This is a genomic window from Vibrio sp. Y58_MX_L22 (assembly GCF_024181865.1).
GTDB lineage: Bacteria > Pseudomonadota > Gammaproteobacteria > Enterobacterales > Vibrionaceae > Vibrio > Vibrio alginolyticus.
In genome coordinates this window covers 522,021-544,376 of record NZ_JAMZAN010000001.1, presented here as the reverse complement: position 1 = coordinate 544,376, position 22,356 = coordinate 522,021, and the positions used below count along the sequence as shown (strand labels likewise).

The window sequence follows — 22,356 nt, the reverse complement described above, 5'->3', positions numbered from 1 at the left end:
TCTCCCGACCTAACTCTCCTAACTAAAAAAGGTTGACGCTTTCGCGTCAACCTTTTAAGTATCTGGTCGTTACAGGAGTATTACAGCTTATCTGTCAGCTCGATTGCTTGACCGATATAGTTCGCTGGTGTCATCTCTTTCAGACGTGCTTTCTCGTGCTCAGGAAGCTCAAGACCGTCGATGAAGTTACGCATTGCTTCGCCGTCTACACGCTTACCACGAGTTAGCTCTTTCAGCTTCTCGTATGGCTTCTCGATGCCGTAACGACGCATAACGGTTTGTACTGGCTCAGCTAGTACTTCCCAGTTCTTGTCTAGTTCAGCAAGAAGCGCTTCACGGTTTACTTCTAGCTTGCTGATGCCTTTAAGCGTAGAAGTGTAAGCGATGATAGCGTAGCCAACACCAACACCAAGGTTACGTAGAACCGTTGAGTCAGTTAGGTCACGTTGCCAACGAGAGATAGGCAGTTTCTGTGCTAGGTGGCCGAATACAGCGTTCGCAAGACCTAGGTTACCTTCTGAGTTTTCAAAGTCGATTGGGTTAACTTTGTGAGGCATTGTTGAAGAACCGATCTCACCAGCAACAGTTTTTTGCTTGAAGTGGCCTAGTGCAATGTAACCCCAAACGTCACGGTCGAAGTCAATCAGGATAGTGTTGAAACGAGCGATAGCGTCGAACAGCTCAGCGATGTAATCGTGCGGTTCGATTTGAGTTGTGTAAGGGTTCCAAGTTACGCCTAGAGACTCTGTGATGAACTCTTCAGAGAACTTGTGCCAATCTAGTTCTGGGTAAGCAGAAAGGTGTGCGTTGTAGTTACCTACTGCACCGTTGATTTTCGCTAGGATTTCAACGTTTTCGATTTGCTTGAATTGACGCTCCATACGGTACGCCACGTTTGCCATTTCTTTACCCATAGTAGATGGAGAAGCAGGCTGACCGTGTGTACGAGATAGAAGAGGAATGTCGCGGTATTCCACTGCTAGTGCTTTGATAGCGTCGATTAGGTTACGGATTTCTGGAAGAATCACGTTCTCACGCGCTTCTTTAAGCATTAGAGCGTGTGATGTGTTGTTGATGTCTTCAGAAGTACATGCGAAGTGGAAGAACTCGTTTACTGCGTGCAGTTCAGGAACGTCTGCTACTTTCTCTTTCAGGAAGTACTCAACCGCTTTTACGTCGTGGTTAGTTGTACGCTCGATCTCTTTGATACGGCGTGCATCTTCTTCAGAGAAGTTTGCAGCAAGGTCGTCTAGGAATTGGTTTGCTTCTGCGCTAAACGCTGGCACTTCTGCAATTTCAGCAGTAGCAGCAAGCTTTTGTAGCCAGCGGATTTCAACGATAGTACGGTACTTTAGTAGACCGTATTCACTGAAAATTTCGCGTAACGCAATTGTCTTGCTTCCGTAACGGCCGTCTACTGGTGAAACAGCAGTCAATGCTGACAGTTCCATGATGTTCTCCTGAATTGGGTTTCTAAATTTCGTGAGCTTTATACCAATAACTGTGGCAATTGTCACGAATATTGCGCAAACGTTTGCGCGAGATTTGTTTTAGTCGAAAAAAATGAGCTCGCGATAAACGCGAGCTGCTTATTTGATATTTTACTACAGACGAGCAAGAAGGATTTGTGCTTGCTCTACCATCTTCTTGCGCCCGAAGATTAGGTGGCGACGCTTACCACCAACTTGACGCCAAAGAACTGCACTACGAATGCCAGATAACAACAGCGCACGAACTTTGTGTTGGCTTGCCGTCTGCTGCAGTACAGATGGCGTGCCCGTTACTTGAATGCGTGGGCCAATAGGGCTAACGACATCCAGATAGATGCTCGCTAAATTGCTGATCATTTGATCGTCTAGTAGCTCAAAGTGCTCTGACTGACGCTTGGCCATTTGAATACGATCACCAAGCTGAGACATAGCATCGTTACGAGAGCTTAATTTACGTTCTAACGCCATTAAACTAATAATGTAACGAGTAATTTCACTGCCTGATGGTGTGCTATCAATCCCTTTAACCAAGCATTCTAGGCCGAGCTTTAGATCGGCTTCGCGACCGAATACGCCAACTGTGTTAGCAGGGTTCGTGCTCAAAATAGCGTTGATTGATGTTTCAAAAGCATCTTGATCACAATGTCCGTTTCTCGCTACCTGTTGAACTAAAGCAACAGCTTGGCAAATCCCAGCGAAAGCGATGGTACGGTCATAAAGTGTATTCGCCACGTAACGACTCCTAAGCTTGAGAATATTTAATGCGTTGCTCGATGATGCCGCCACCTAGGCACACGTCACCTTTGTAGAACACTGCTGATTGACCTGGAGTTACAGCAATTTGTGGCTCGTCAAAGATAACTTTAATGTTTTCATCATCGATAGGGATGATTGTACAAGGAATATCTTCCTGACGGTAACGAGTTTTCACTGTGCACTTCATAACATCGCGAATTGGCTCACGATCTACCCAGTGAAGTTGTGATGCAAGTAGACCTTCTGATTTCAACATTGGATGGTCTTTACCTTGAACAGCAATCAAAACGTTACGTTCTAGATCTTTCTCACCAACGAACCATGGGTCCTCGTTACCACCGCCGCCTTTACGGCCACCGATGTGTAGACCTTTACGCTGACCAAGTGTGTGGTACATAAGGCCTTGGTGTTGACCAATCACTTCGCCTTCTGGAGTCTCGATATTACCAGGCTGAGCTGGAAGGTAGCGACCTAGGAATTCCGTAAACTTGCGTTCACCGATGAAACAAATACCAGTTGAATCTTTCTTCTTAGCAGTAATTAGGTCTTGTTCTTCCGCAATGCGGCGTACTTCTGGCTTCTCTAGGTCACCAACAGGGAATAGGCTACGTGCGATTTGCTCGTTGCTTAATGTGTACAGGAAGTAGCTTTGATCTTTGTTGCCATCTAGACCACGTAGCATCTGTGGTTTTTCACCGTTTTCTGGGAAAGAGCGACGCACATAGTGGCCCATTGCAATGTAATCAGCATCAAGTACTTCATCAGCGAATTCTAGGAATGCTTTGAACTTGATTTCTTTGTTACAAAGAATGTCAGGGTTCGGAGTACGGCCAGCTTTGTATTCAGCAAGGAAGTACTCAAATACGTTATCCCAGTATTCGGCAGCAAAGTTGATAGTGTGTAGGTGGATGCCTAGCTTGTCACATACTGCCTGAGCGTCAGCAAGATCTTCTGCCGCTGTACAATATTCTTCGTTGTCATCTTCTTCCCAGTTCTTCATGAAAAGGCCTTCTACTTGGTAGCCTTGCTGCTTTAGAAGATACGCGGAAACAGATGAATCAACGCCGCCGGACATACCGACGATGACTTTCTTTTGACTGTTATCAGACATTACTAAACACCACTTAAATAAACGGGATGCAGATTCTATCAGAATCCACAGACCGGTGACAGATCCGAGATCGAAATCACAATTCGTTTCGCTGGATTTTTCTTCAACAAAGATTCGAACGAGTAATTTCGCAAGTATAGAAGAGGTATATATGGCATAGTTGGCCAAAATCCAAGAGGAAACACCAAATGACAGAAGAAAACCAATTTATGCAAGAAAGTGAGTTGATTGAAATTGTTGAAAATCAGCTCGAAGATGGTAACCCGCTTAAAGTAAAAGAAACCCTTATGCGTTTAATGATGACTGGCACACCACGTGAAGATGCGGTTGCGATGATGGCATGTGCGATGTCAATTGAGATTTTTGATGTAATGAAGAATGAAGGTGAGTTCAACCTAAAGCGTTATAGCGAGCACCTTGAGCAACTACCAGATCTCAGCTTTATGGAAGGTGAATAAGCCACCTAAAAGAAAAAAGTAGTCAGCAAACGTTTGCTATAATCGCTTTTATTGCTGCTTTATTATTAGCGGTATAGAATCCGCTCTCCTTTTCATCCCCTTACTCAGACTGACAATATGAAATTTCCTGGACAACGCAAATCGAAGCACTATTTTCCTGTTCATGCTCGTGACCCGCTGGTGAGCCAAGCACAAGAAAGCAAGAAGATGACGCGCACTCACATCATTGGTATTGACCAAACCTTGGTTGATATTGAAGCAAAAGTTACAACGGATGTGATTGAAAAGTACGGTCTGAGTAAAGGTCACTCTCTGGTTATCGATGACGAAAGAGCAGAAGAGTTATACCAGCAACTGAAAGAAGAGAACTTGATTACCAATGAGTATGCGGGCGGTACAATTGGTAACACGCTACATAACTACTCCGTGCTAGCGGATGATCGCTCCACACTACTTGGAGTGATGAGCCAGGATATTAAGATTGGCAGCTACGGTTACCGTTATCTTTGTAATACATCAAGCCGCATGGATTTGAACTACCTACAAGGTGTAGATGGTGCAATTGGCCGTTGTTTTGCTCTTATCACAGAAGACGGTGAACGTACTTTTGCTATCAGCGAAGGGCAAATGAACCAACTCCATCCTGATAGCATTCCAGAGAAAATCTTTAAAAATGCATCAGCACTTGTACTGACGTCATATCTAGTACGTTGCAAAGACGGCGACCCAATGCCGGAAGCAACAATGAAAGCGATTGAGTACGCGAAAAAGAATGATGTGCCTGTTGTTCTGACTTTAGGCACAAAGTTTGTTATTCAAGATGATCCTAAATATTGGCAAGAATTCATTCGAGATAACGTTTCTGTCGTTGCGATGAATGAAGATGAAGCAGAAGCTCTGACGGGGGAATCTGATCCACTTGCTGCGTCTGATAAAACATTGGAGTGGGCTGATCTAGTATTGTGCACGGCGGGTCCTGTAGGTCTATTTATGGCTGGGTATACGGAAGATAGCGCGAAGCGCGAAACTTCTTTGCCATTACTTCCAGGGTCAATTGCTGAATTTAATCGTTATGAATTCAGTCGTCCGGCGAAAAAAGACTCATGCGAGACGCCAATAAAAGTGTACTCGCATATCTCGCCATATATGGGTGGCCCAGAAAAAATTAAGAATACAAATGGCGCAGGTGATGCCGCGTTATCTGCTGTTCTTCATGATATGGCAGCAAATAAATACCATAAAGAAAATGTGCCTAATTCAAGCAAGCACAGTAACGAGTATTTAACTTACTCTTCTTTTTCTCAAGTCTGCAAATACGCAAACCGTGCTAGCTACGAAGTTCTCGTGCAACATTCACCACGATTGTCGCGCGGACTTCCTGAGCGAGAAGATAGCCTAGAAGAAGCATACTGGGAACGTTAATACGAAGCGGTTTAATTAACTATTCTGTAACTAAAGTAAAAGGCACATTAAGAAATGTGCCTTTTTTATTTGTAATGGTTTAAATAAAAAAGGCTCCCTATGGGAGCCTTTTAAAAATAGCACGGATCTAGATTAGGAACTCATCCAGAGATTTACCTGCATCAAGTTGCTCTTGAATCGCCGAAGGTGTACGACCTTGGCCAGTCCAAGTTTTCTCATTACCGTTTGAATCTGTGTATTTGTATTTAGCAGGGCGAGGTGCGCGCTTCGCTTTGCCTTTCGTCTTAGTTTCGCCAGATAGCGCAGTAATAAGTGCTTCCACGTCAATACCGTCTTGAGCGATTTTCTCAGCAATCTCTGCAAGCTTAGCTTCTTGCTCTGCTTGTGCTGCGCGTTCTGCTTCTTCTGCTTCACGACGCTCATCTACGACAGTAGTGAGTTTATCTAGAGCTTCTTCCAATTGTTCTAGAGTCAGCTCACGAGAAAATGCACGAAGGCTACGGATATTTAGAAGGGTTTTAGTCAGCTCTGACATAACGATTCCTATTAAAAGGTTAATGTGTTGGGCACTTTTTATCGTTACGATTAAATAATGCCAATCTATAAATAAACAAAGAGTCCTTATATTTAACTTTATCTTTTCCTTATGTGCAAATGCTAAATCAAGATTTTGTTTAAATTTGACTATTTTTTAAAGCAATTAATATTATTACACTCGAAATAAATCATTATTAGATGAGAACTAAAATCAACAATCATTATTGTATAGAGAGAGTGACAGCTTGGTTTTTTATAAAAAAATTTGAGTTATTACTTAAAAATATGAAGCATCCATCTTTAATGGTGTGTCATATATCCTTAATTTATTGATATAAGATAAACCATGATATTTCTAAGGTAGTAATAATGTTTCATAAATAACATGATTGATGTGATTTCAGTTGCACAAAACTTATGGAAGTAGGCAAGGTTTATAAATTATCTCAGCCATTATTTATTTGTTTAATTTAGTTTGATGTGTTGCATTGACTCTCATCATAAGTACAATGGCTGCCACCTGATGCAATATTGCAGACAATTTGTTGTTAATTTGTACAGTTAGTGGTTAATTGTTTGTTGTTGCCGTAGAGGCGCGGTCTCGAAGAGTAGCTATTATTGGGGTGATGCCAATGAATAATAGTGGAAGGCGAAGATTGCCGAAGTAAGTAACTCATCAAAGTTACTTGCTGGGGTTGTATCTGAAAGGAACAACACTGCCATAGTATATATTCACATTAAACTATGGAGCGCTACTGTAGGGTTGGGTGGAGTGTTCGCTTCCCTGTCGCTAAGTTCAACATGAGCACGTATCGTATGCTACGTGACTTGTCTGCAGTAGATCTCTAGCCAAACTTTGGTTTTTGAAGATCATGAATTTAATAGATTTTTCTAGTTCTCCTGTTTCATTATTGCCACCTATTGTCGCTTTGACTTTGGCGATTTTGACTCGACGTGTATTAGTTTCCTTGGGTGTAGGTATCGTGCTAGGTGCGGTGCTACTTAATAGCTGGTCTATCAGCGACACCGCAGGTTACGTCAGTTCTCAAGTTTCTTCTGTCTTTATTGAAGATGGCGGAATTAACACTTGGAACATGAGCATTGTTGGTTTCCTAATCTTATTAGGTATGACAACAGCTTTATTAACGCTATCTGGCGGTACTCGTGCTTTTGCTGAATGGGCACAATCTCGAGTGAAGAGTAAACGCGGCTCCAAACTTCTTGCCGCCTTTTTAGGCGTATTCATTTTTGTCGATGATTACTTTAATAGCCTTGCTGTTGGTGCGATCTCTCGCCCAGTAACCGATCGCTTTTATGTGTCTCGCGCTAAGCTTGCGTACATTCTAGACTCAACCGCTGCTCCAATGTGTGTAATTATGCCTGCTTCTAGCTGGGGTGCTTACATTATTACTATTATTGGCGGGATCTTAGTCTCACATGGGATCACAGAGTATTCGGCTCTTGGCGCATATGTTCGTCTTATCCCAATGAACTTCTACGCCGTTTTTGCGCTGCTAATGGTGTTCGCTGTTGCGTGGTTTGGTCTTGATATTGGTAAAATGCGTGAGCATGAAATCTCTGCATCGCAAGGTCGTGGCTTTGATAAAGACAAAGAAAATGACTCGCAAGAAGCGCATGACCTAAACGAAGAGCTAGATATCCGTGAAAGTGAAAAGGGTAAAGTGTCAGATTTGATACTTCCTATCGTAACGCTGATTATCGCGACTATCGCTTCAATGCTTTACACGGGTGGCCAAGCATTGGCTGCTGATGGTAAAGAATTTGCGCTTCTTGGTGCTTTTGAAAATACAGACGTAGGTACATCACTAATCTACGGTAGCTTGCTTGGCTTAGCAGTTGCACTGTTTACTGTTGTGAAGCAAGGTCTACCAATGGCTGAGATCGCACGTACACTTTGGATTGGTGCTAAGTCTATGTTTGGCGCGATTCTAATCTTAGTATTTGCCTGGACCATTGGTTCTGTTATCGGTGATATGAAGACAGGTACTTACCTTTCGACAATGGCGCAGGGCAATATCAACCCTCATTGGCTCCCAGTCATCTTATTCCTGCTGTCTGGCCTGATGGCGTTCTCAACAGGTACTTCATGGGGTACGTTCGGCATCATGCTTCCAATCGCTGGAGACATGGCTGGCGCAACAGACGTAGCGCTAATGCTACCGATGCTGAGTGCGGTTTTAGCTGGTGCGGTATTCGGTGACCATTGTTCACCAATCTCAGATACGACTATCCTGTCATCGACGGGTGCACGTTGTAACCACATTGACCACGTATCAACACAGTTACCTTATGCATTATCAGTCGCGCTTGTTTCATGCGTCGGCTTTATTGCCCTTGGTATGACTGCTTCAATTGCGTTCTCGTTCATTGCAGCGTCGATAACATTCGTTATCGTTTGCGCTATTTTGTCATGGCTTTCAAAGTCTAAAATAGCGTCTTGCCAGAGTGCGTAAGTTGTTTTGAATAGATTCGTTACAGAGGGAAGCTCCGCTAATTTAGCGGAGCTTTTTTTTAACGCGACTTAGGTGAGGGGGGCAATCGCGTTTTTGGGGATAAAAGTCTCGTGTTAAGAGCGAATTGTTTGTGTACCGAGCTCTCCTTGATGGGCTGTAATGGAAAAGCAATCCATGTTCTTCTTAGTTCTAAGCAAAGACTATGCCCATTTTAAGCTTTTGATTTTTAATACAGCAAAATACGCATGGTTGCGATGCAGAGTTAACTAAATGATATCTAAAGAGTTACCTGTTACACAGTGTTACGTTACACCTATACAGTATTTAAACATTTAAGTTGTATTTCTTTATTAATCGATAAAGCGTTGTTCTTGAAATGCCGAGGTGACGTGCAGCCGCACTCATATTGTGTTTATTTTCTTCGATAGCTTGCAGTAGGTAGTCGAGATCAATTTGGTCCACAGAAGGGAGCAATTGCCTCTCATTGTTATCAAGGCCCAAGTCAGCGACGAGAAGCGTGTGATCTTCACACATCACAATTGCTCGTTGGATGACATTACGCAGTTCTCTTACGTTGCCTGGCCAACGATGTTTGAGGAGCTTGGCTTTTACCTTATCAGACATTTTTTGTACCTGACCATGAGACAGATCTGTTAGGAAGTGTTCAGATAAAATAATAATGTCTTTTCCACGCTTTCTCAGTGGAGGGATAGTTAATGGTAATATATTAAGCCGATAGAATAGATCTTCACGAAATCCTCCTTGTACGACCTCATTTTTCAAATCCACGTGGCTTGCTGCAATGACCCTACAGTCCACGTCAATGAATTTATCCGCTCCGACTTTATGGATTTGTTTACTCTCCAAAAAGTGAAGGAGGTGGATTTGTAGGTCTGGTGGCATGTCACCAATTTCATCAAGAAATAGGGTGCCTTTATGTGCCTTTTGAATAAAACCTATACGCTCTGAGATTGCGCCTGTAAATGCTCCTTTTTCATGGCCGAAAAGCTCGGATGCAATAAGACCACTCGGAATGGCTCCACAGTTGACTTCCACAAAAGGTGCTGAGTGTCTGTTCGACAATTGATGAATAAGGCGAGCGCAAAGACCTTTCCCAACACCAGTTTCACCCTGAATGAGGACTTCAGCATCACATTGAGCGTACTTTTGTATTGCAGTACGAAGTTCTTGGATACAGGCACTATTGCCGATCAACGGGTATAGTGCCGTATCGTCGAAATCTACAGCTTGTTTATTACTACCGTTACGCAGTTTCATTGTTAATCACTATTTTTTGCCCCGCTCTAATAATAGTTTTGAATGACTTGTCTCAAACGTGAGTTGCTGTCTCTTTATTGAGAAAAGTGTCAATTAATGGGTTGGGTACGGTCTAAATAGTTGTTTTGGTGAATATTCATACTATTCTTCGCTTTCTTCGTCAGAGTAGAGCTGATTGGAGGTGCTCTTTCTGCCAGAGTATTCAATATGGAAAAGAATTTAATTTCATTTAAATCAATGTCTTGTGAAAAATATTTAGAAAATATTCAATTGAGTATTGAAAAATATAGAATCCTTAGTTAGTGTGGTTACTAACAAAGCAACTCAAAAAGAGCCTTAAATAAGTATGCGTAATTTTGTAATGAACATTCATCACCATCATCACCCAATCTAGTCTTTCGGGCGATGTACGCATACCCGGGAGGCAGGAAACTCCCGGAGGTAAAATCAAAGTAAAAGCAGATTTTAAACCCTCGGGAGACTTCAATCTCCCGAGGGTTTTTTAGTTTTATTAGTTTGAAAAATACTTAGATATCAAAATCTTGCATAGGGACAAAGCAATGCAAACACAACGTTTAAGAATCGCAATTCAGAAAAAAGGGCGTCTTAGCAAAGAGAGTCAAGCTCTACTAAAACAGTGCGGCGTAAAGTTCAACGTAATGGGCGAGCGTTTAGTTGTCCATTCTGAAAATATGCCAATTGATTTACTCTTGGTTCGTGATGACGACATCCCAGGTTTAATTATGGATGGCGTGGTTGACCTTGGCTTTATTGGCGAAAATGAACTAGAAGAAGTTCGCCTTGACCGCAAAGCATTAGGTGAACCCTGCGAGTTTGTTCAGCTTCGTCGACTTGATTTTGGTGGCTGTCGTTTATCTATCGCAATCGACAAGGACGAAGAGTACAACGGTCCACAAGACTTAGCTGGCAAGCGTATTGCTACAACGTATCCTCAACTTCTAAAAGCGTACATGGATGAAGCCGGCGTTTCATTCTCTACATGTATGCTGACAGGCTCTGTAGAAGTTGCCCCTCGCGCGGGTCTCGCTGATGCTATCGCTGATTTGGTTTCTACAGGTGCAACACTGGAAGCGAACGGCCTTAAAGAAGCTGAAATTATCTTCAAATCAAAAGCGACATTGATTCAACGCACAGGTGAGTTCGACGCAGACAAAGTGGCGCTTATCGAAAAGCTGTTAACTCGCATGCAAGGCGTGCAGCAAGCGAAAGAATCTAAGTACATTATGCTTCACGCCCCAGCAGAGAAGTTAGATCAAATTAAAGCACTACTGCCAGGTGCTGAAGACCCAACTGTTCTTCCTCTTTCTGCAGATAAGCAGAAAATGGCTGTTCACTTAGTGAGTTCTGAAAACCTGTTCTGGGAAACAATGGAACAGCTGAAAGAGTTGGGTGCTAGTTCAATTCTCGTTCTACCAATTGAAAAAATGATGGAGTAAGCATCATGAGAACAGTCGTTTGGCAATCATTAAGTGAGAATCAGCAAGACTCTATTTTGGAGCGCCCTGCTATTGCAGAAGGTGCCAATATCACCACTGCTGTGGCCGAAGTTATTGCTAAAGTTCGAGAAGAAGGTGACTCTGCTCTTATTGAGCTGACCGAAAAGTTTGACCGTGTTAAGCCTGAATCCATTCGTGTTTCTTCTCAGGAAATTAAGGCAGCGTCAGAGCGTTTGTCAGAGTCAATGAAGAGCGCACTAGAGCAAGCTTACGCCAATATTTCTAAGTTCCACAAAGCGCAAAAGCCGCAACCGATCAAGGTGGAAACCCAGCCAGGTGTCCTTTGTGAACAAGTAACACGCCCAATTCAAAAAGTGGGTTTGTACATTCCTGGTGGCAGTGCGCCTTTGCCATCGACTGTTTTGATGCTCGGCGTTCCTGCAAAAATTGCAGGTTGTCGTAAAGTCGTTCTTTGTTCTCCACCCCCAATCGCTGATGAGATCCTTTATGTCGCGAAACTGTGTGGCATTGATGAGGTGTATAACGTCGGTGGTGGCCAAGCAGTTGCTGCAATGGCTTATGGCACCGAGACTGTATCGAAAGTAGATAAGATCTTTGGTCCGGGCAACGCTTACGTGACCGAAGCAAAACGTCAGGTAAGTAATGATTTCCGTGGTGCTGCGATTGATATGCCTGCAGGGCCGTCTGAAGTGCTTGTGATTGCCGATGAAACCGCAGATGCAGACTTTATCGCTGCGGATCTTTTGAGCCAAGCAGAGCACGGTCCTGATTCTCAAGTGGTACTTGTGACTCCTTCTCCTGTGATTGCTGATCAAGTGACGGATGCGGTTCAACGTCAGCTTAAGGAGCTATCTCGTGCAGACATCGCAGAAAAGGCTCTGGCATCAAGCTTGATCATTATTTCCGAGTCGATGACGCAGTCAGTTTCTATTTCCAATTACTACGGTCCTGAGCACTTGATTGTTCAGACTAAGAACCCTCGTGAGCTTCTACCTCTACTTGATAATGCAGGCTCTATCTTCCTTGGAGATTGGTCGCCTGAATCAGCAGGTGATTATGCATCAGGCACCAACCACGTTCTTCCTACTTACGGTTACACACGCACGTATTCAAGCTTAGGTTTGGCCGATTTCTCCAAGCGTATGACGGTTCAAGAACTGTCTGCTGATGGCCTAAAGAACCTTGCACCAACGGTGGTCACCATGGCGGAAGCGGAAGGCTTGGATGCACACAAACGTGCAGTGACGATCCGTGTAGAAAAACTGGCAGCTAAGTAAGAGGATATTGAGATGGAAAAGCTAGCGCGCAAACAAGTCCAACAACTTACCCCTTATATGTCGGCTCGTCGAATTGGTGGTACAGGTGACGTATGGTTAAACGCCAACGAATCGCCATTCAATAATGAATACAAAACAGACTTCGCTCGCCTTAATCGTTACAGCGAATGTCAGCCTAAAGAACTGATTTCTGCTTACGCAGCCTATGCGGGTGTGAAACCAGAGCAAACATTAACATCTCGTGGTGCGGATGAAGGTATTGAACTACTGATTCGTGCTTTCTGTGAGCCGGGTGAAGATGCGATTCTTTACTGCCCACCGACTTACGGTATGTACGCCATCAGTGCAGAAACCATCGGTGTAGAGCGCAAAACCGTGCCGCTAACGTCAGATTGGCAACTAGACCTTGCAGGCATCGAAGCTAATCTGGATAACGTGAAACTGGTTTTTGTATGTTCGCCAAACAACCCAACAGGTAACTTGGTTAAGCGTGAGGACATTGTGTCTCTGCTTGAGATGACAAAGGACCGTGCAATCGTGGTGATGGATGAAGCGTACATCGATTTTTGTCCAGAAGCGTCAACGGTAGACCTACTGGCGCATTACCCGAACCTTGCGATTTTGCGTACTCTGTCGAAAGCTTTCGCGCTTGCTGGTCTGCGTTGTGGATTTACGCTTGCGAACGAAGAGCTGATTAATGTACTTCTTAAAGTTATCGCACCTTACCCAGTCCCGGTTCCAGTGGCAGAAATTGCGACTCAGGCGCTTTCGGAAGCTGGTTTAGCGCGAGCGAAGTTCCAAGTTCTTGATCTGAATGCAAACCGTGCTTACTTGCAAGTTGGCCTTTCAATGATTCCGGGTTTGGAAGTGTTTGAAGGGTGGGGGAACTACCTATTGGTGAAATTCCCAGATGGCGATGATCTTTTCAAAGCGGCTTGGGATACGGGCATTATTTTACGTAACTCGCCAATTGAGAACTGCGTACGTATCAGTGTTGGTAACCGCGACGAGTGTGAAAAAACGCTTGGATTTATTAGAAACTACTACGCATAAGTAGAGACAAATTAATCGCTCTTGCTCAAAAGCGGGAGCGCCAAAAGAATAGCAATAAGGAAGTTCCCGAGTGAGCAAACAACAAAAAATCCTTTTTATTGATCGTGATGGCACCTTAATTGTTGAGCCGCCGATTGATTTTCAAGTAGACCGTTTAGACAAACTAAAACTAGAGCCATTTGTTATCCCAAGCCTGTTGTCGTTGCAGGATGCAGGATACCGTCTAGTGATGGTCACGAACCAAGATGGATTGGGTACCGACAGCTACCCACAAGAAGATTTTGATGCACCGCACAACATGATGATGGAGATCTTTGAGTCTCAAGGTGTGAAGTTCGATGACGTACTGATTTGTCCTCACTTTGATGAAGATAACTGCTCTTGCCGTAAGCCTAAACTAGGCTTGGTAAAAGAGTATCTTCAAGGTGGCAAAGTAGATTTCCAAAACTCTGTTGTGATTGGCGATCGTCAAACCGATCTTCAACTTGCAGAAAACATGGCAATTCGTGGTATTCAATACAACCCAGAAACCATGGGCTGGAAACAGATCCTAAAAGATCTCACAGTGAAGGCGCGCGTGGCTGAAGTGGTCCGCACCACAAAAGAAACAGACATCAAAGTATTCGTTAATCTTGACGAGCAAGGCGGTAATGACATTTCTACAGGTCTTGGCTTTTTTGACCACATGCTGGATCAAATCGCGACGCACGGTGGATTCCAAATGGTGTGCAAAGTGGAAGGTGACCTGCACATTGATGATCACCACACAGTGGAAGATACCGCTCTTGCGTTAGGTCAAGCGTTGAAGGAAGCACTGAGTGACAAGCGTGGTATTGGTCGCTTTGGCTTTAGCTTGCCAATGGATGAGTGTTTGGCGCAATGCGCACTAGACCTATCAGGTCGTCCTTACCTTAAGTTCGACGCGCAGTTTAGTCGTGAGCAAGTGGGTGATCTTTCAACAGAGATGGTGGTTCACTTCTTCCGCTCTCTGACTGACACATTAGCGTGTACGTTGCACCTTTCTTCTGCGGGCAACAATGATCACCACATCATTGAAAGTCTATTTAAAGCGTTTGGTCGTACGTTACGCCAAGCAATCAAAGTAGAAGGCACTGAGCTACCAAGTAGTAAAGGCGTGCTTTAAGGCTAACGTTAGCAAGGAGAAAAACAGTGACAGAACAGAAAGTTGTCATTATCGATACTGGCTGTGCCAACGTTTCTTCGGTGAAGTTTGCCATTGAACGCCTAGGCTATGACGTAACGATTTCAAAAGATCCGCAAGTTGTGTTGTCGGCAGATAAGTTATTCCTACCGGGCGTGGGAACCGCCAGCGAAGCGATGAAAAACCTAGAAGAGCGCGATCTTATCAGCTTGGTAAAACAAGTAGAAAAGCCGCTGTTAGGTATCTGTTTAGGCATGCAACTGTTGGGCAAAGTGTCTCAAGAGAAAGGCCAGAAAGCCGACGAGTTAGTTGAGTGTCTTGGACTTTGTGATGGCGAAGTGAAGCTACTACAAACTGGCGATTTGCCGTTGCCGCATATGGGGTGGAACACGGTCTCTGCAAAAGCAGGTAATCCACTTTTCAAAGATATTGAAGAAGGTGAGCATTTCTACTTCGTGCACAGCTTTGCAATGCCTGTTGGGGATTACACGATTGCGGAATGCGAGTACGGCAACCCGTTCACAGCAGCAGTACAAAGCGGTAACTACTACGGCGTGCAATTCCACCCTGAGCGTTCTTCAAAAGCGGGTGCGAAGCTTATTCAAAACTTCTTAGAATTATAAAAGGGATTTAGTGTGATTATTCCAGCTCTTGATTTAATTGAAGGACAGGTGGTTCGCCTTTATCAAGGTGATTACGGCCAAGTAACCGAGTACAAAGTTGACCCAGCAGAGCAGTTCAACTTGTACCACCAAGCGGGTGCTAACTGGTTGCACTTGGTGGATTTAACTGGTGCGAAAGACACGACAGCACGCCAGCTTGATTTGATTGCAAAGCTACTAGCAAGTACACCAGCAAACATCCAAATCGGTGGTGGTGTGCGTACAGAGCAAGACGTTATTGATCTGTTAGAAGCCGGTGCTCAGCGTGTTGTTGTTGGTTCTACAGCAGTAAAACAGCCAGAGCTTGTGAAAGGTTGGATGGAAAAATACGGCGCAGAGAAAATCGTTCTCGCGCTAGACATCAACATAGATCAAGACGGTACGCGTAAAGTGGCGATCTCTGGTTGGCAAGAAGACTCAGGCGTGACCATCGAAGCTCTGATCAACGATTACTTAACGGTAGGTTTGCAGCACGTGCTTTGTACGGACATTTCTCGTGACGGTACGCTAGAAGGCTCAAACGTTGAGCTTTACATCGACTTATGCAAGCAGTACCCACAAGTGCAGTTTCAATCTTCAGGTGGCATTGGCTCATTAGCAGATATCGAAGCGCTAAAAGGCAGCGGTGTGGCTGGTGTGATTGTTGGTCGTGCGCTGTTAGATGGTAAGTTCACAGCAGAGGAGGCGTTTGCATGTTGGCAAAGCGAATAATTCCATGTCTTGATGTTCGTGATGGACAAGTGGTAAAGGGCGTTCAGTTCCGTAATCACGAGATCATTGGCGACATCGTTCCTCTGGCACAGCGTTATGCGGAAGAGGGCGCTGACGAGCTTGTGTTCTACGATATTACCGCTTCAAGTGATGGTCGTGTCGTAGATAAAAGTTGGGTCGCTCGCGTTGCAGAAGTGATTGATATTCCTTTCTGTGTCGCTGGTGGTATTAAATCAGCGGAAGATGCAGCGCGCATTCTTGAGTTTGGTGCAGACAAAGTGTCTATCAACTCACCTGCATTAGCGAACCCACAGCTGATTACTGACCTTGCTGATAAGTTTGGTGTGCAATGTATCGTCGTTGGTATCGATTCATACTACGACAAAGAGACAGGTAAGTATCAGGTTTACCAGTTTACTGGCGATGAAGAACGCACCAAAGCAACCCAATGGGAAACGCGTGATTGGGTGCAAGAAGTACAAAAACGCGGCGCTGGTGAAATCGTACTGAACATGATGAACCAAGACGGCGTGCGTAACGGCTACGACATTGAACAACTTAATATGGTGCGTGAAGTGTGTAACGTGCCATTGATTGCATCGGGTGGTGCAGGTGCCATGGAGCACTTCGCAGAAGCCTACCAAAAAGCAAATGTGGATGGCGCGCTTGCCGCATCGGTATTCCACAAGCAAGTCATCAATATTGGTGAACTAAAGCAGTATTTGAAACAACAAGGCATTGAGGTACGACTATGAGTGTGAAAGCCGCCGAAGTAAGTTCGCTAGCTGAGCGAATCAACTGGGAAAAGGTGGATGGTCTGGTACCTGCCATCGTACAAGATTTCCAATCAAGCCAAGTGCTGATGATGGGTTACATGAACCAAGATGCGTTGGCAAAAACGGGCGAAACAGGTCAAGTGACGTTTTTCTCTCGTACCAAGCAGCGTCTTTGGACGAAAGGTGAGACTTCTGGCAACGTATTGCAATTGGTGAACATTCAGCTCGATTGTGACAACGATACGCTACTGGTGAAAGTGAATCCCATTGGTCCTACGTGTCACTTGGGTAACACAACTTGCTGGGATGTGGACCCTCAAGAGGAGTCACAAATGGTGTGGCTTCATCAACTTGAGCAGCTATTGGCTGCCCGCAAGAGTGCCGACCCAGATTCCTCTTATACTGCCAGTCTTTATGCCCGTGGCACCAAGCGTATTTCGCAAAAAGTGGGCGAAGAAGGCGTTGAAGTCGCGCTTGCGGCGACGTCGGGCGATAAGGCGGAGCTAGTGTGTGAATCAGCAGACTTGATTTACCACTTGCTGGTATTGCTTCAAGACCAAGGCTTATCGATGAATGACGTAGTGAACAAACTGAAAGAGCGTCATAAATAAACCTGCTATAAATAAATGAAAGCCCCTATGCTCTCGAGCCTAGGGGCTTTTTTACTTTAGTGTTCTTGATTCGGGGGAAAACCCGGCAACAGTGCTAGTAGCGATTAGACTCTGAATCACACTCGTTCCTCGCTGTTCAGAATGACGGTATATTTTCTAATGGTACTTGCAGTAGAGTTATTTACTTCAAATAGGTACACATATTCACGTCACTCCAACGAACCTAGGCGAGGTCAAGAATCCAATTAAATCGAGCACAATAAGCTAGGTATGGATGCTTTACCCACAACACTTCTTGAATTTCTTACCGCTTCCGCAGATACACGGGTCGTTGCGACCTACTTTCAGGCTACTTACTGGCTGGTTTAGACGAGGATCTTGTACTGGTTCTTCTTCAGGAAATGTGCCGTCAATGTAGTACCAAAGCCCATTTTCTTTTACGAAGCGAGAACGTTCTGTCATACAGTAGCGTTTGCCGTCTTCGTCAAAGTAAGCGTTGAATTCAACAAAACCTTCATTCTCGTTACAACCCGCTTCAGCTTTCACTACCTCAAGTTTGCACCAATCGCTGTCGATAGATTGGGCAATGCCTTCACGTTGCTCTTCTGCATTACAGCTTGGGTGGTACGTGTTCACCACGTAATCGACTAGACCTAACACATGCGCACTGTAACGAGAGCGCATTAACTGCTCTGGAGTGGTGACGTCAGCGTGGTTATTGTGGGCAATTTCACAACACTGTTGGTAGGTGCGGTTAGATCCGCAAGGGCAAGAAGAAGCCATAAAATGAAATCTCGATTAATTAAGCGGTAAAAACAAACAACCTCACAATTGCGAGGCTGGAGGTGAGGCATTATAGCGATTTAGGGCGTTTGAGACAGCAGTTCTTGAGCCCATTCCGTCGATTGATTAAAAGCGTCTGCTAATTGAGGTTCGGTTAATTTAAGAACGGTGCAATATCGCTCGGCTAACTCCCAGTCCGCTTGTTCATAGGCGATTGTCATCGAAAGTAAGTGACCAAGTACACCTTTTCGACTGGTTAATGCGAGTTTTATATCTTCGTCAACGGGGATATCTTCAATGACATCCGAGAGAGGTTGATCGAGCAAAGATCCGAGTAAAGAAAACATGCCTGTTAAAAAAGCCTGCCCAGGGTCATACCTAGTGTTCATTTGACTAAGTAACAGTTCACACATTCGTGCACGCTGAATCGCTAAAGAGTAAAGAGAGTCAGGTTTATCTTCTTGAACGGACGCAATTGCAACTAAGGAAATAAAGCGTCGTAGTCGCTCTTCACCCAGATAAATAAGCGCCTGTCTGAACGATTTTATCTTAGTCGTTAATGTATATCCTGAATTTACGTAAGTAAGCAACTTGTATGACAGCGTCACATCAATTGAAAACAGACGTTCAACCTCATTGAAGTCGATGGGCTTATCTGCAATCTCTTTACAAAGCTGGATGACGGTAAGAAACGCGGGGTTCAACCGTTTTTTCTGGATCATCTCAGGTTTGCTAAAAAAATACCCTTGAAAATAGTTAAAACCGGCTTCTAGAGCTTGCTCAAACTCTTCATAGGTCTCTACCTTTTCCGCTAGAAAGTCGATTTTAAATGGGCTCAACGCCTGAATAAAAATGGCAGCTTTCTTGATCGGCACAAGTCTAATATCAAACTTGATCATGGAAACGTATGGAAGAAAACGCTTCCAAGCTTTCGTCGGAACAAAATCATCCAGAGCAATTTTGTATCCGCACTCATGAAGGTGCTTGATGGCTTCTAACAGTTCTTCTGTCGGTTCGCAGTCTTCAAGGACTTCAATGACGAGAGATTCTTTAGGGAACAAAGTTGGGACCAAGTTCACCAAGCTTTGATGCGGAAAGTTAACAAAGCCAAGTTTGTTTCCTAATGTGTTGTAATGCGTCGACAAAAAATGATCGGATAGCAGTCGACTAGTAGCCAGCTCTGGTTCTACTTCAGGGAAGGTATTTTTAGGGCCGTCTCGAAAGAGGAGTTCGTAACCTATGGTTCGTTTTTCTCTATCCAGAATCGGTTGGCGAGCTACGTAAGAATACTTCAATTAGGTACTTCGTTCTGTTTAACTTAGTATTATGATAATAGCGATTTTTTACAAAATATCTACGACTTGAGCGTGAATCTTCTACACGCTCTACATGCTTAACGCAAATTCTGTATGAACGGTCTCGTTTGTAGGTCAAAACTATCAGAATTTACTTTTAAAACTGAGCCTTGCGTATACCAATCCCCTAAAACAATTCGGGTCTTTTTAACGCCATCGACGTCAAAAAAATGTGTGTTCGGGCGATGCGTGTGACCATGAATCATTAAGTTGACGCAGTTCTGAGACATCACTTTCTCGACCTCATTTTGGTTAACGTCCATGATATCTAATGACTTGCTCATTTTATCATCACGAATATCGGATTGAACTTTTGAGACAATTTTCTTCTTAATAAACCAAGGAATACGGTTAAACAACCATTGTAGCCATGGCTTGTGAACGGTTTTTCTAAACTCTTGGTATTTCACATCGTCAATGCAGAGCGTATCGCCATGTAGGATTACGGCTTTTTGACCATAAAGATCAATCGTGCAGACATCGTCGAGTAATGTCATACCGGTTTCTTTGCAAAAGCGTTTGCCGAGTAAAAAATCTCGATTGCCTTGGATGAAAAAAGTTGGCACACCCGCATCCGTCAGTGCTTTAAATTCTGCACGGATTTGGTCTGCAAAAGGGGTGTTGTCATCGTCACCAATCCAGAACTCAAACAGATCGCCGAGTACATAAAGTGCATCAGCTTTTGTTGCTTCTGTTCGCATGAACGTCACAAAACATTCCGTGATATCAGGACGTGATGGGGTAAGGTGAAGATCGGAAATAAATAATGTCGTCATAGAAATAAGGGGAAGCTATGCCTCCCCATTAACTTATCTTTTAAAAATAATTCCTAAGAATTACTCTTCAATTGTTGTACCAGTGATTACTACGTCTTCTAGAGGTACGTCTTGGTGCATGCCGTAAGAACCAGTGCTAACGCCTTTGATCTTATTTACGATGTCCATGCCTTCGATTACTTCACCGAACACACAGTAACCCCAACCGTCTAGGCTTTCGCTACGGAAGTCCAGGAATGTGTTGTTGTTTACGTTGATGAAGAACTGAGAGCTTGCTGAATGCGGCTCCATAGTACGTGCCATAGCAAGTGTACCCACTTTGTTGCTTAGGCCGTTGTTTGCTTCGTTCTTGATAGGTGCACGAGTCGCTTTTTCACGTAGACCAGACTCCATACCACCACCTTGGATCATGAAGCCGTCAATAACACGGTGGAAAAGCGTGTTGTCGTAGAAACCGTCGCGGCAGTACTGAAGGAAGTTTGCGCTTGTCTCTGGCGCTTTCTCTTCGTTTAGTTGAATCTTGATGTCACCAAAATTAGTGTGAAGGGTGATCATGCTACTTTCCTTTACTGTGTTGTGTTGAGCCCGAGATTCTAGCCTAAGTTCTAGTGCTTTAAAAACTCAGGAAGAGGAAATTCTTCGTTTTGTGCTTGAAGTTTAGCCGATTATCGTTTTATCGGTTAATTGCTATTACCTAACTAGGTTGGAGTTGATATACTCATCTTCTTTTATTCATTCACAATCATAGATAGAGATCATGTTAAAGATATATAACACACTCACAAGACAGAAAGAGGAATTCAAACCAATTACAGCTGGCAAAGTCGGTATGTATGTCTGTGGAGTTACCATCTACGATCTCTGTCACATTGGTCACGGTCGTACTTTCGTCTCTTTTGACGTTGTATCACGTTACCTTCGCTACTTGGGCTACGATCTGACGTTTGTACGTAACATCACAGATATCGACGATAAGATCATCAAACGTGCCGCAGAAAATGGTGAGTCTTGCGATTCATTGACTGAGCGGTTGATTGGTGAAATGCACGCTGATTTTGATGCGCTGAACATGAAACGTCCGGACGTTGAACCTCGTGCGACACAGTTTATTGCTGAAATCATCGAGTTGGTTGAGAAGCTAATCGAGCGCGGTTTTGCATACGTTGCAGATAACGGTGACGTAATGTTTGAAGTGGGTAAGTTCAACGAATACGGCAAGCTTTCTAAGCAAGACCTTGATCAGCTTCAAGCTGGCGCGCGCGTTGATATCGAAACAGCAAAACGCAGCCCTCTAGACTTTGTACTTTGGAAGATGTCTAAGCCGGGTGAACCAACGTGGGAGTCACCATGGGGTCCTGGTCGTCCAGGTTGGCACATTGAGTGTTCAGCAATGAACTCTTCAATCCTAGGTAACCACTTCGACATTCACGGCGGCGGTTCTGATCTTCAGTTCCCACACCACGAAAACGAAATCGCGCAATCATGCTGTGCACACGACACTAAGTACGTAAATACTTGGATGCACAGTGGCATGGTGATGGTAGATCGCGAGAAGATGTCTAAGTCTCTAGGCAACTTCTTTACTATCCGTGACGTACTTGGTCACTACGATGCAGAAACGGTTCGTTACTTCCTTATGTCTGGTCACTACCGTAGCCAGTTAAACTACAGCGAAGATAACCTAAACCAAGCACGTGCTTCGCTTGAGCGCCTGTACACATCTCTACGTGGTTTAGACCTAAACGCGGCGCCTGCTGGTGGTGAAGAGTACGTATCTCGCTTTACAGCAGCGATGAACGATGACTTCAATACACCAGAAGCGTACTCAGTTCTGTTCGACATGGCGCGCGAAGTTAACCGTCTGAAGACAGAAAACCTAGAGAAAGCGAGCGAGCTAGGTGCGCTAATGCGTGAACTAGCAGATGTGATCGGTATTCTTCACCAAGATCCAGAAGCCTTCCTAAAAGGTGATGCAGGTAACGATGATGAAGTGGCTGAAATCGAAGCTCTGATCAAGCTGCGTAACGACTCTCGTGCTGCGAAAGATTGGGCGAATGCAGATATGGCTCGTGACAAGCTGACCGAAATGGGCATTGTTCTGGAAGATGGTCCAGAAGGCACAACGTGGCGTCGTAAGTAATTGAATTTTCATTTTTAAAGGGCTGATAATTCAGCCCTTTTATTTT

Annotated in this window: 21 protein-coding genes, 1 riboswitch and 1 other annotated feature; of the genes, 12 read left to right on the top strand and 9 right to left on the bottom strand. The window is 44.2% G+C overall.

Annotated features, from left to right (window positions below):
- Nucleotides 1-80: 80 nt before the first annotated feature.
- From purB to mnmA, 3 genes are all read right to left on the bottom strand, one after another.
- A complete protein-coding gene (purB, locus tag NL626_RS02300; protein WP_253656951.1) occupies nucleotides 81-1,451 on the bottom strand; it encodes an adenylosuccinate lyase in 1,371 nt (456 codons plus the stop codon).
- Nucleotides 1,452-1,604: 153 nt separating this feature from the next.
- A complete protein-coding gene (gene hflD / locus NL626_RS02295; RefSeq protein WP_005378194.1) occupies nucleotides 1,605-2,222 on the bottom strand; it encodes a high frequency lysogenization protein HflD in 618 nt (205 codons plus the stop codon).
- 10 nt (nucleotides 2,223-2,232) lie between these two features.
- Nucleotides 2,233-3,357, bottom strand: a complete 1,125-nt coding sequence (gene mnmA / locus NL626_RS02290; protein ID WP_005378192.1) for a tRNA 2-thiouridine(34) synthase MnmA — start codon at nucleotides 3,355-3,357, stop codon at nucleotides 2,233-2,235.
- A gap of 188 nt (nucleotides 3,358-3,545) precedes the next feature.
- Here mnmA and NL626_RS02285 point away from each other — a divergent pair, with 188 nt between their 5' ends.
- Together NL626_RS02285 and NL626_RS02280 are read left to right on the top strand one after the other, a co-directional pair.
- Nucleotides 3,546-3,815 carry a hypothetical protein gene (locus tag NL626_RS02285; RefSeq protein ID WP_005378190.1) on the top strand — a complete coding sequence of 90 codons (270 nt, stop codon included), beginning with the start codon at nucleotides 3,546-3,548 and terminating at the stop codon, nucleotides 3,813-3,815.
- Nucleotides 3,816-3,932: 117 nt separating this feature from the next.
- On the top strand, nucleotides 3,933-5,237 hold the full coding sequence (locus NL626_RS02280; RefSeq protein WP_005378187.1) for an inosine/guanosine kinase: 1,305 nt from the start codon (nucleotides 3,933-3,935) through the stop codon (nucleotides 5,235-5,237).
- Between the two features lie 127 nt (nucleotides 5,238-5,364).
- On the opposite strand, the gene NL626_RS02275 is transcribed toward NL626_RS02280, so the two are convergent.
- Nucleotides 5,365-5,772: an H-NS family nucleoid-associated regulatory protein gene (locus NL626_RS02275; RefSeq protein WP_005378185.1), complete on the bottom strand. Its 408-nt coding sequence runs from the start codon at nucleotides 5,770-5,772 to the stop codon at nucleotides 5,365-5,367.
- A gap of 582 nt (nucleotides 5,773-6,354) precedes the next feature.
- A riboswitch (Lysine riboswitch) is annotated at nucleotides 6,355-6,537 on the top strand.
- 109 nt (nucleotides 6,538-6,646) lie between these two features.
- On the opposite strand from NL626_RS02275, the gene tet(35) reads away from it, so the two are divergent.
- Nucleotides 6,647-8,248, top strand: a complete 1,602-nt coding sequence (gene tet(35) / locus NL626_RS02270) for a tetracycline efflux Na+/H+ antiporter family transporter Tet(35) (RefSeq protein WP_005378182.1) — start codon at nucleotides 6,647-6,649, stop codon at nucleotides 8,246-8,248.
- 324 nt (nucleotides 8,249-8,572) lie between these two features.
- Here tet(35) and NL626_RS02265 read toward each other — a convergent pair whose 3' ends face one another.
- Entirely contained in the window at nucleotides 8,573-9,526 is a 954-nt protein-coding gene (locus tag NL626_RS02265; protein ID WP_253656950.1) for a sigma-54-dependent Fis family transcriptional regulator, read from the bottom strand.
- A gap of 369 nt (nucleotides 9,527-9,895) precedes the next feature.
- Nucleotides 9,896-10,033, top strand: a sequence feature (His leader region).
- A 53-nt stretch (nucleotides 10,034-10,086) separates the two neighbouring features.
- Here NL626_RS02265 and hisG point away from each other — a divergent pair.
- The 8 genes from hisG to hisIE all read left to right on the top strand — a co-directional run bounded on the left by hisG (nucleotide 10,087) and on the right by hisIE (nucleotide 17,256).
- On the top strand, nucleotides 10,087-10,983 hold the full coding sequence (gene hisG / locus NL626_RS02260; protein WP_253656949.1) for an ATP phosphoribosyltransferase: 897 nt from the start codon (nucleotides 10,087-10,089) through the stop codon (nucleotides 10,981-10,983).
- Nucleotides 10,984-10,988: 5 nt separating this feature from the next.
- Nucleotides 10,989-12,281, top strand: a complete 1,293-nt coding sequence (gene hisD, locus NL626_RS02255) for a histidinol dehydrogenase (protein WP_158173785.1) — start codon at nucleotides 10,989-10,991, stop codon at nucleotides 12,279-12,281.
- Between the two features lie 12 nt (nucleotides 12,282-12,293).
- Nucleotides 12,294-13,334 (top strand): histidinol-phosphate transaminase, encoded by a 1,041-nt coding sequence (gene hisC / locus NL626_RS02250; protein WP_253656948.1) that lies wholly within the window; start codon nucleotides 12,294-12,296, stop codon nucleotides 13,332-13,334.
- A 70-nt stretch (nucleotides 13,335-13,404) separates the two neighbouring features.
- Nucleotides 13,405-14,478, top strand: coding sequence for a bifunctional histidinol-phosphatase/imidazoleglycerol-phosphate dehydratase HisB (hisB, locus tag NL626_RS02245; RefSeq protein WP_253656947.1), 1,074 nt, complete (start codon nucleotides 13,405-13,407; stop codon nucleotides 14,476-14,478).
- 26 nt (nucleotides 14,479-14,504) lie between these two features.
- On the top strand, nucleotides 14,505-15,119 hold the full coding sequence (gene hisH, locus NL626_RS02240) for an imidazole glycerol phosphate synthase subunit HisH (protein ID WP_253656946.1): 615 nt from the start codon (nucleotides 14,505-14,507) through the stop codon (nucleotides 15,117-15,119).
- Nucleotides 15,120-15,131: 12 nt separating this feature from the next.
- Nucleotides 15,132-15,869 (top strand): 1-(5-phosphoribosyl)-5-[(5-phosphoribosylamino)methylideneamino]imidazole-4-carboxamide isomerase, encoded by a 738-nt coding sequence (gene hisA, locus NL626_RS02235; RefSeq protein WP_025766876.1) that lies wholly within the window; start codon nucleotides 15,132-15,134, stop codon nucleotides 15,867-15,869.
- On the top strand, nucleotides 15,851-16,624 hold the full coding sequence (hisF, locus tag NL626_RS02230; RefSeq protein WP_004749837.1) for an imidazole glycerol phosphate synthase subunit HisF: 774 nt from the start codon (nucleotides 15,851-15,853) through the stop codon (nucleotides 16,622-16,624). Before hisA ends, hisF begins: the two co-directional genes overlap by 19 nt.
- Entirely contained in the window at nucleotides 16,621-17,256 is a 636-nt protein-coding gene (hisIE, locus tag NL626_RS02225) for a bifunctional phosphoribosyl-AMP cyclohydrolase/phosphoribosyl-ATP diphosphatase HisIE (protein ID WP_005450749.1), read from the top strand. Before hisF ends, hisIE begins: the two co-directional genes overlap by 4 nt.
- A 279-nt stretch (nucleotides 17,257-17,535) precedes the next feature.
- Here hisIE and NL626_RS02220 read toward each other — a convergent pair whose 3' ends face one another.
- The 4 genes from NL626_RS02220 to NL626_RS02205 form a co-directional block, all read right to left on the bottom strand.
- Nucleotides 17,536-18,039, bottom strand: coding sequence for a YchJ family protein (locus NL626_RS02220; protein WP_253656945.1), 504 nt, complete (start codon nucleotides 18,037-18,039; stop codon nucleotides 17,536-17,538).
- Nucleotides 18,040-18,119: 80 nt separating this feature from the next.
- Nucleotides 18,120-19,334 (bottom strand): EAL and HDOD domain-containing protein, encoded by a 1,215-nt coding sequence (locus NL626_RS02215; protein ID WP_005378158.1) that lies wholly within the window; start codon nucleotides 19,332-19,334, stop codon nucleotides 18,120-18,122.
- A 98-nt stretch (nucleotides 19,335-19,432) separates the two neighbouring features.
- Nucleotides 19,433-20,170, bottom strand: coding sequence for a UDP-2,3-diacylglucosamine diphosphatase (gene lpxH / locus NL626_RS02210; protein ID WP_005389817.1), 738 nt, complete (start codon nucleotides 20,168-20,170; stop codon nucleotides 19,433-19,435).
- A gap of 60 nt (nucleotides 20,171-20,230) precedes the next feature.
- Nucleotides 20,231-20,725, bottom strand: coding sequence for a peptidylprolyl isomerase (locus tag NL626_RS02205; RefSeq protein WP_005378156.1), 495 nt, complete (start codon nucleotides 20,723-20,725; stop codon nucleotides 20,231-20,233).
- 202 nt (nucleotides 20,726-20,927) lie between these two features.
- Here NL626_RS02205 and cysS point away from each other — a divergent pair, with 202 nt between their 5' ends.
- Entirely contained in the window at nucleotides 20,928-22,310 is a 1,383-nt protein-coding gene (gene cysS / locus NL626_RS02200; RefSeq protein WP_167415125.1) for a cysteine--tRNA ligase, read from the top strand.
- The last annotated feature ends 46 nt before the right edge of the window (nucleotides 22,311-22,356 follow it).

Bases quoted from the DNA above. Each gene is read 5' to 3' on its own strand.
- purB (WP_253656951.1), bottom strand. From the start codon at position 1,451: ATGGAACTGTCAGCATTGACTGCTGTTTCACCAGTAGACGGCCGTTAC.
- mnmA (WP_005378192.1), bottom strand. From the start codon at position 3,357: ATGTCTGATAACAGTCAAAAGAAAGTCATCGTCGGTATGTCCGGCGGC.
- NL626_RS02285 (WP_005378190.1), top strand. From the start codon at position 3,546: ATGACAGAAGAAAACCAATTTATGCAAGAAAGTGAGTTGATTGAAATT.
- NL626_RS02280 (WP_005378187.1), top strand. From the start codon at position 3,933: ATGAAATTTCCTGGACAACGCAAATCGAAGCACTATTTTCCTGTTCAT.
- NL626_RS02275 (WP_005378185.1), bottom strand. From the start codon at position 5,772: ATGTCAGAGCTGACTAAAACCCTTCTAAATATCCGTAGCCTTCGTGCA.
- NL626_RS02265 (WP_253656950.1), bottom strand. From the start codon at position 9,526: ATGAAACTGCGTAACGGTAGTAATAAACAAGCTGTAGATTTCGACGAT.
- hisG (WP_253656949.1), top strand. From the start codon at position 10,087: ATGCAAACACAACGTTTAAGAATCGCAATTCAGAAAAAAGGGCGTCTT.
- hisD (WP_158173785.1), top strand. From the start codon at position 10,989: ATGAGAACAGTCGTTTGGCAATCATTAAGTGAGAATCAGCAAGACTCT.
- hisC (WP_253656948.1), top strand. From the start codon at position 12,294: ATGGAAAAGCTAGCGCGCAAACAAGTCCAACAACTTACCCCTTATATG.
- hisF (WP_004749837.1), top strand. From the start codon at position 15,851: ATGTTGGCAAAGCGAATAATTCCATGTCTTGATGTTCGTGATGGACAA.
- hisIE (WP_005450749.1), top strand. From the start codon at position 16,621: ATGAGTGTGAAAGCCGCCGAAGTAAGTTCGCTAGCTGAGCGAATCAAC.
- NL626_RS02220 (WP_253656945.1), bottom strand. From the start codon at position 18,039: ATGGCTTCTTCTTGCCCTTGCGGATCTAACCGCACCTACCAACAGTGT.
- lpxH (WP_005389817.1), bottom strand. From the start codon at position 20,170: ATGACGACATTATTTATTTCCGATCTTCACCTTACCCCATCACGTCCT.
- NL626_RS02205 (WP_005378156.1), bottom strand. From the start codon at position 20,725: ATGATCACCCTTCACACTAATTTTGGTGACATCAAGATTCAACTAAAC.
- cysS (WP_167415125.1), top strand. From the start codon at position 20,928: ATGTTAAAGATATATAACACACTCACAAGACAGAAAGAGGAATTCAAA.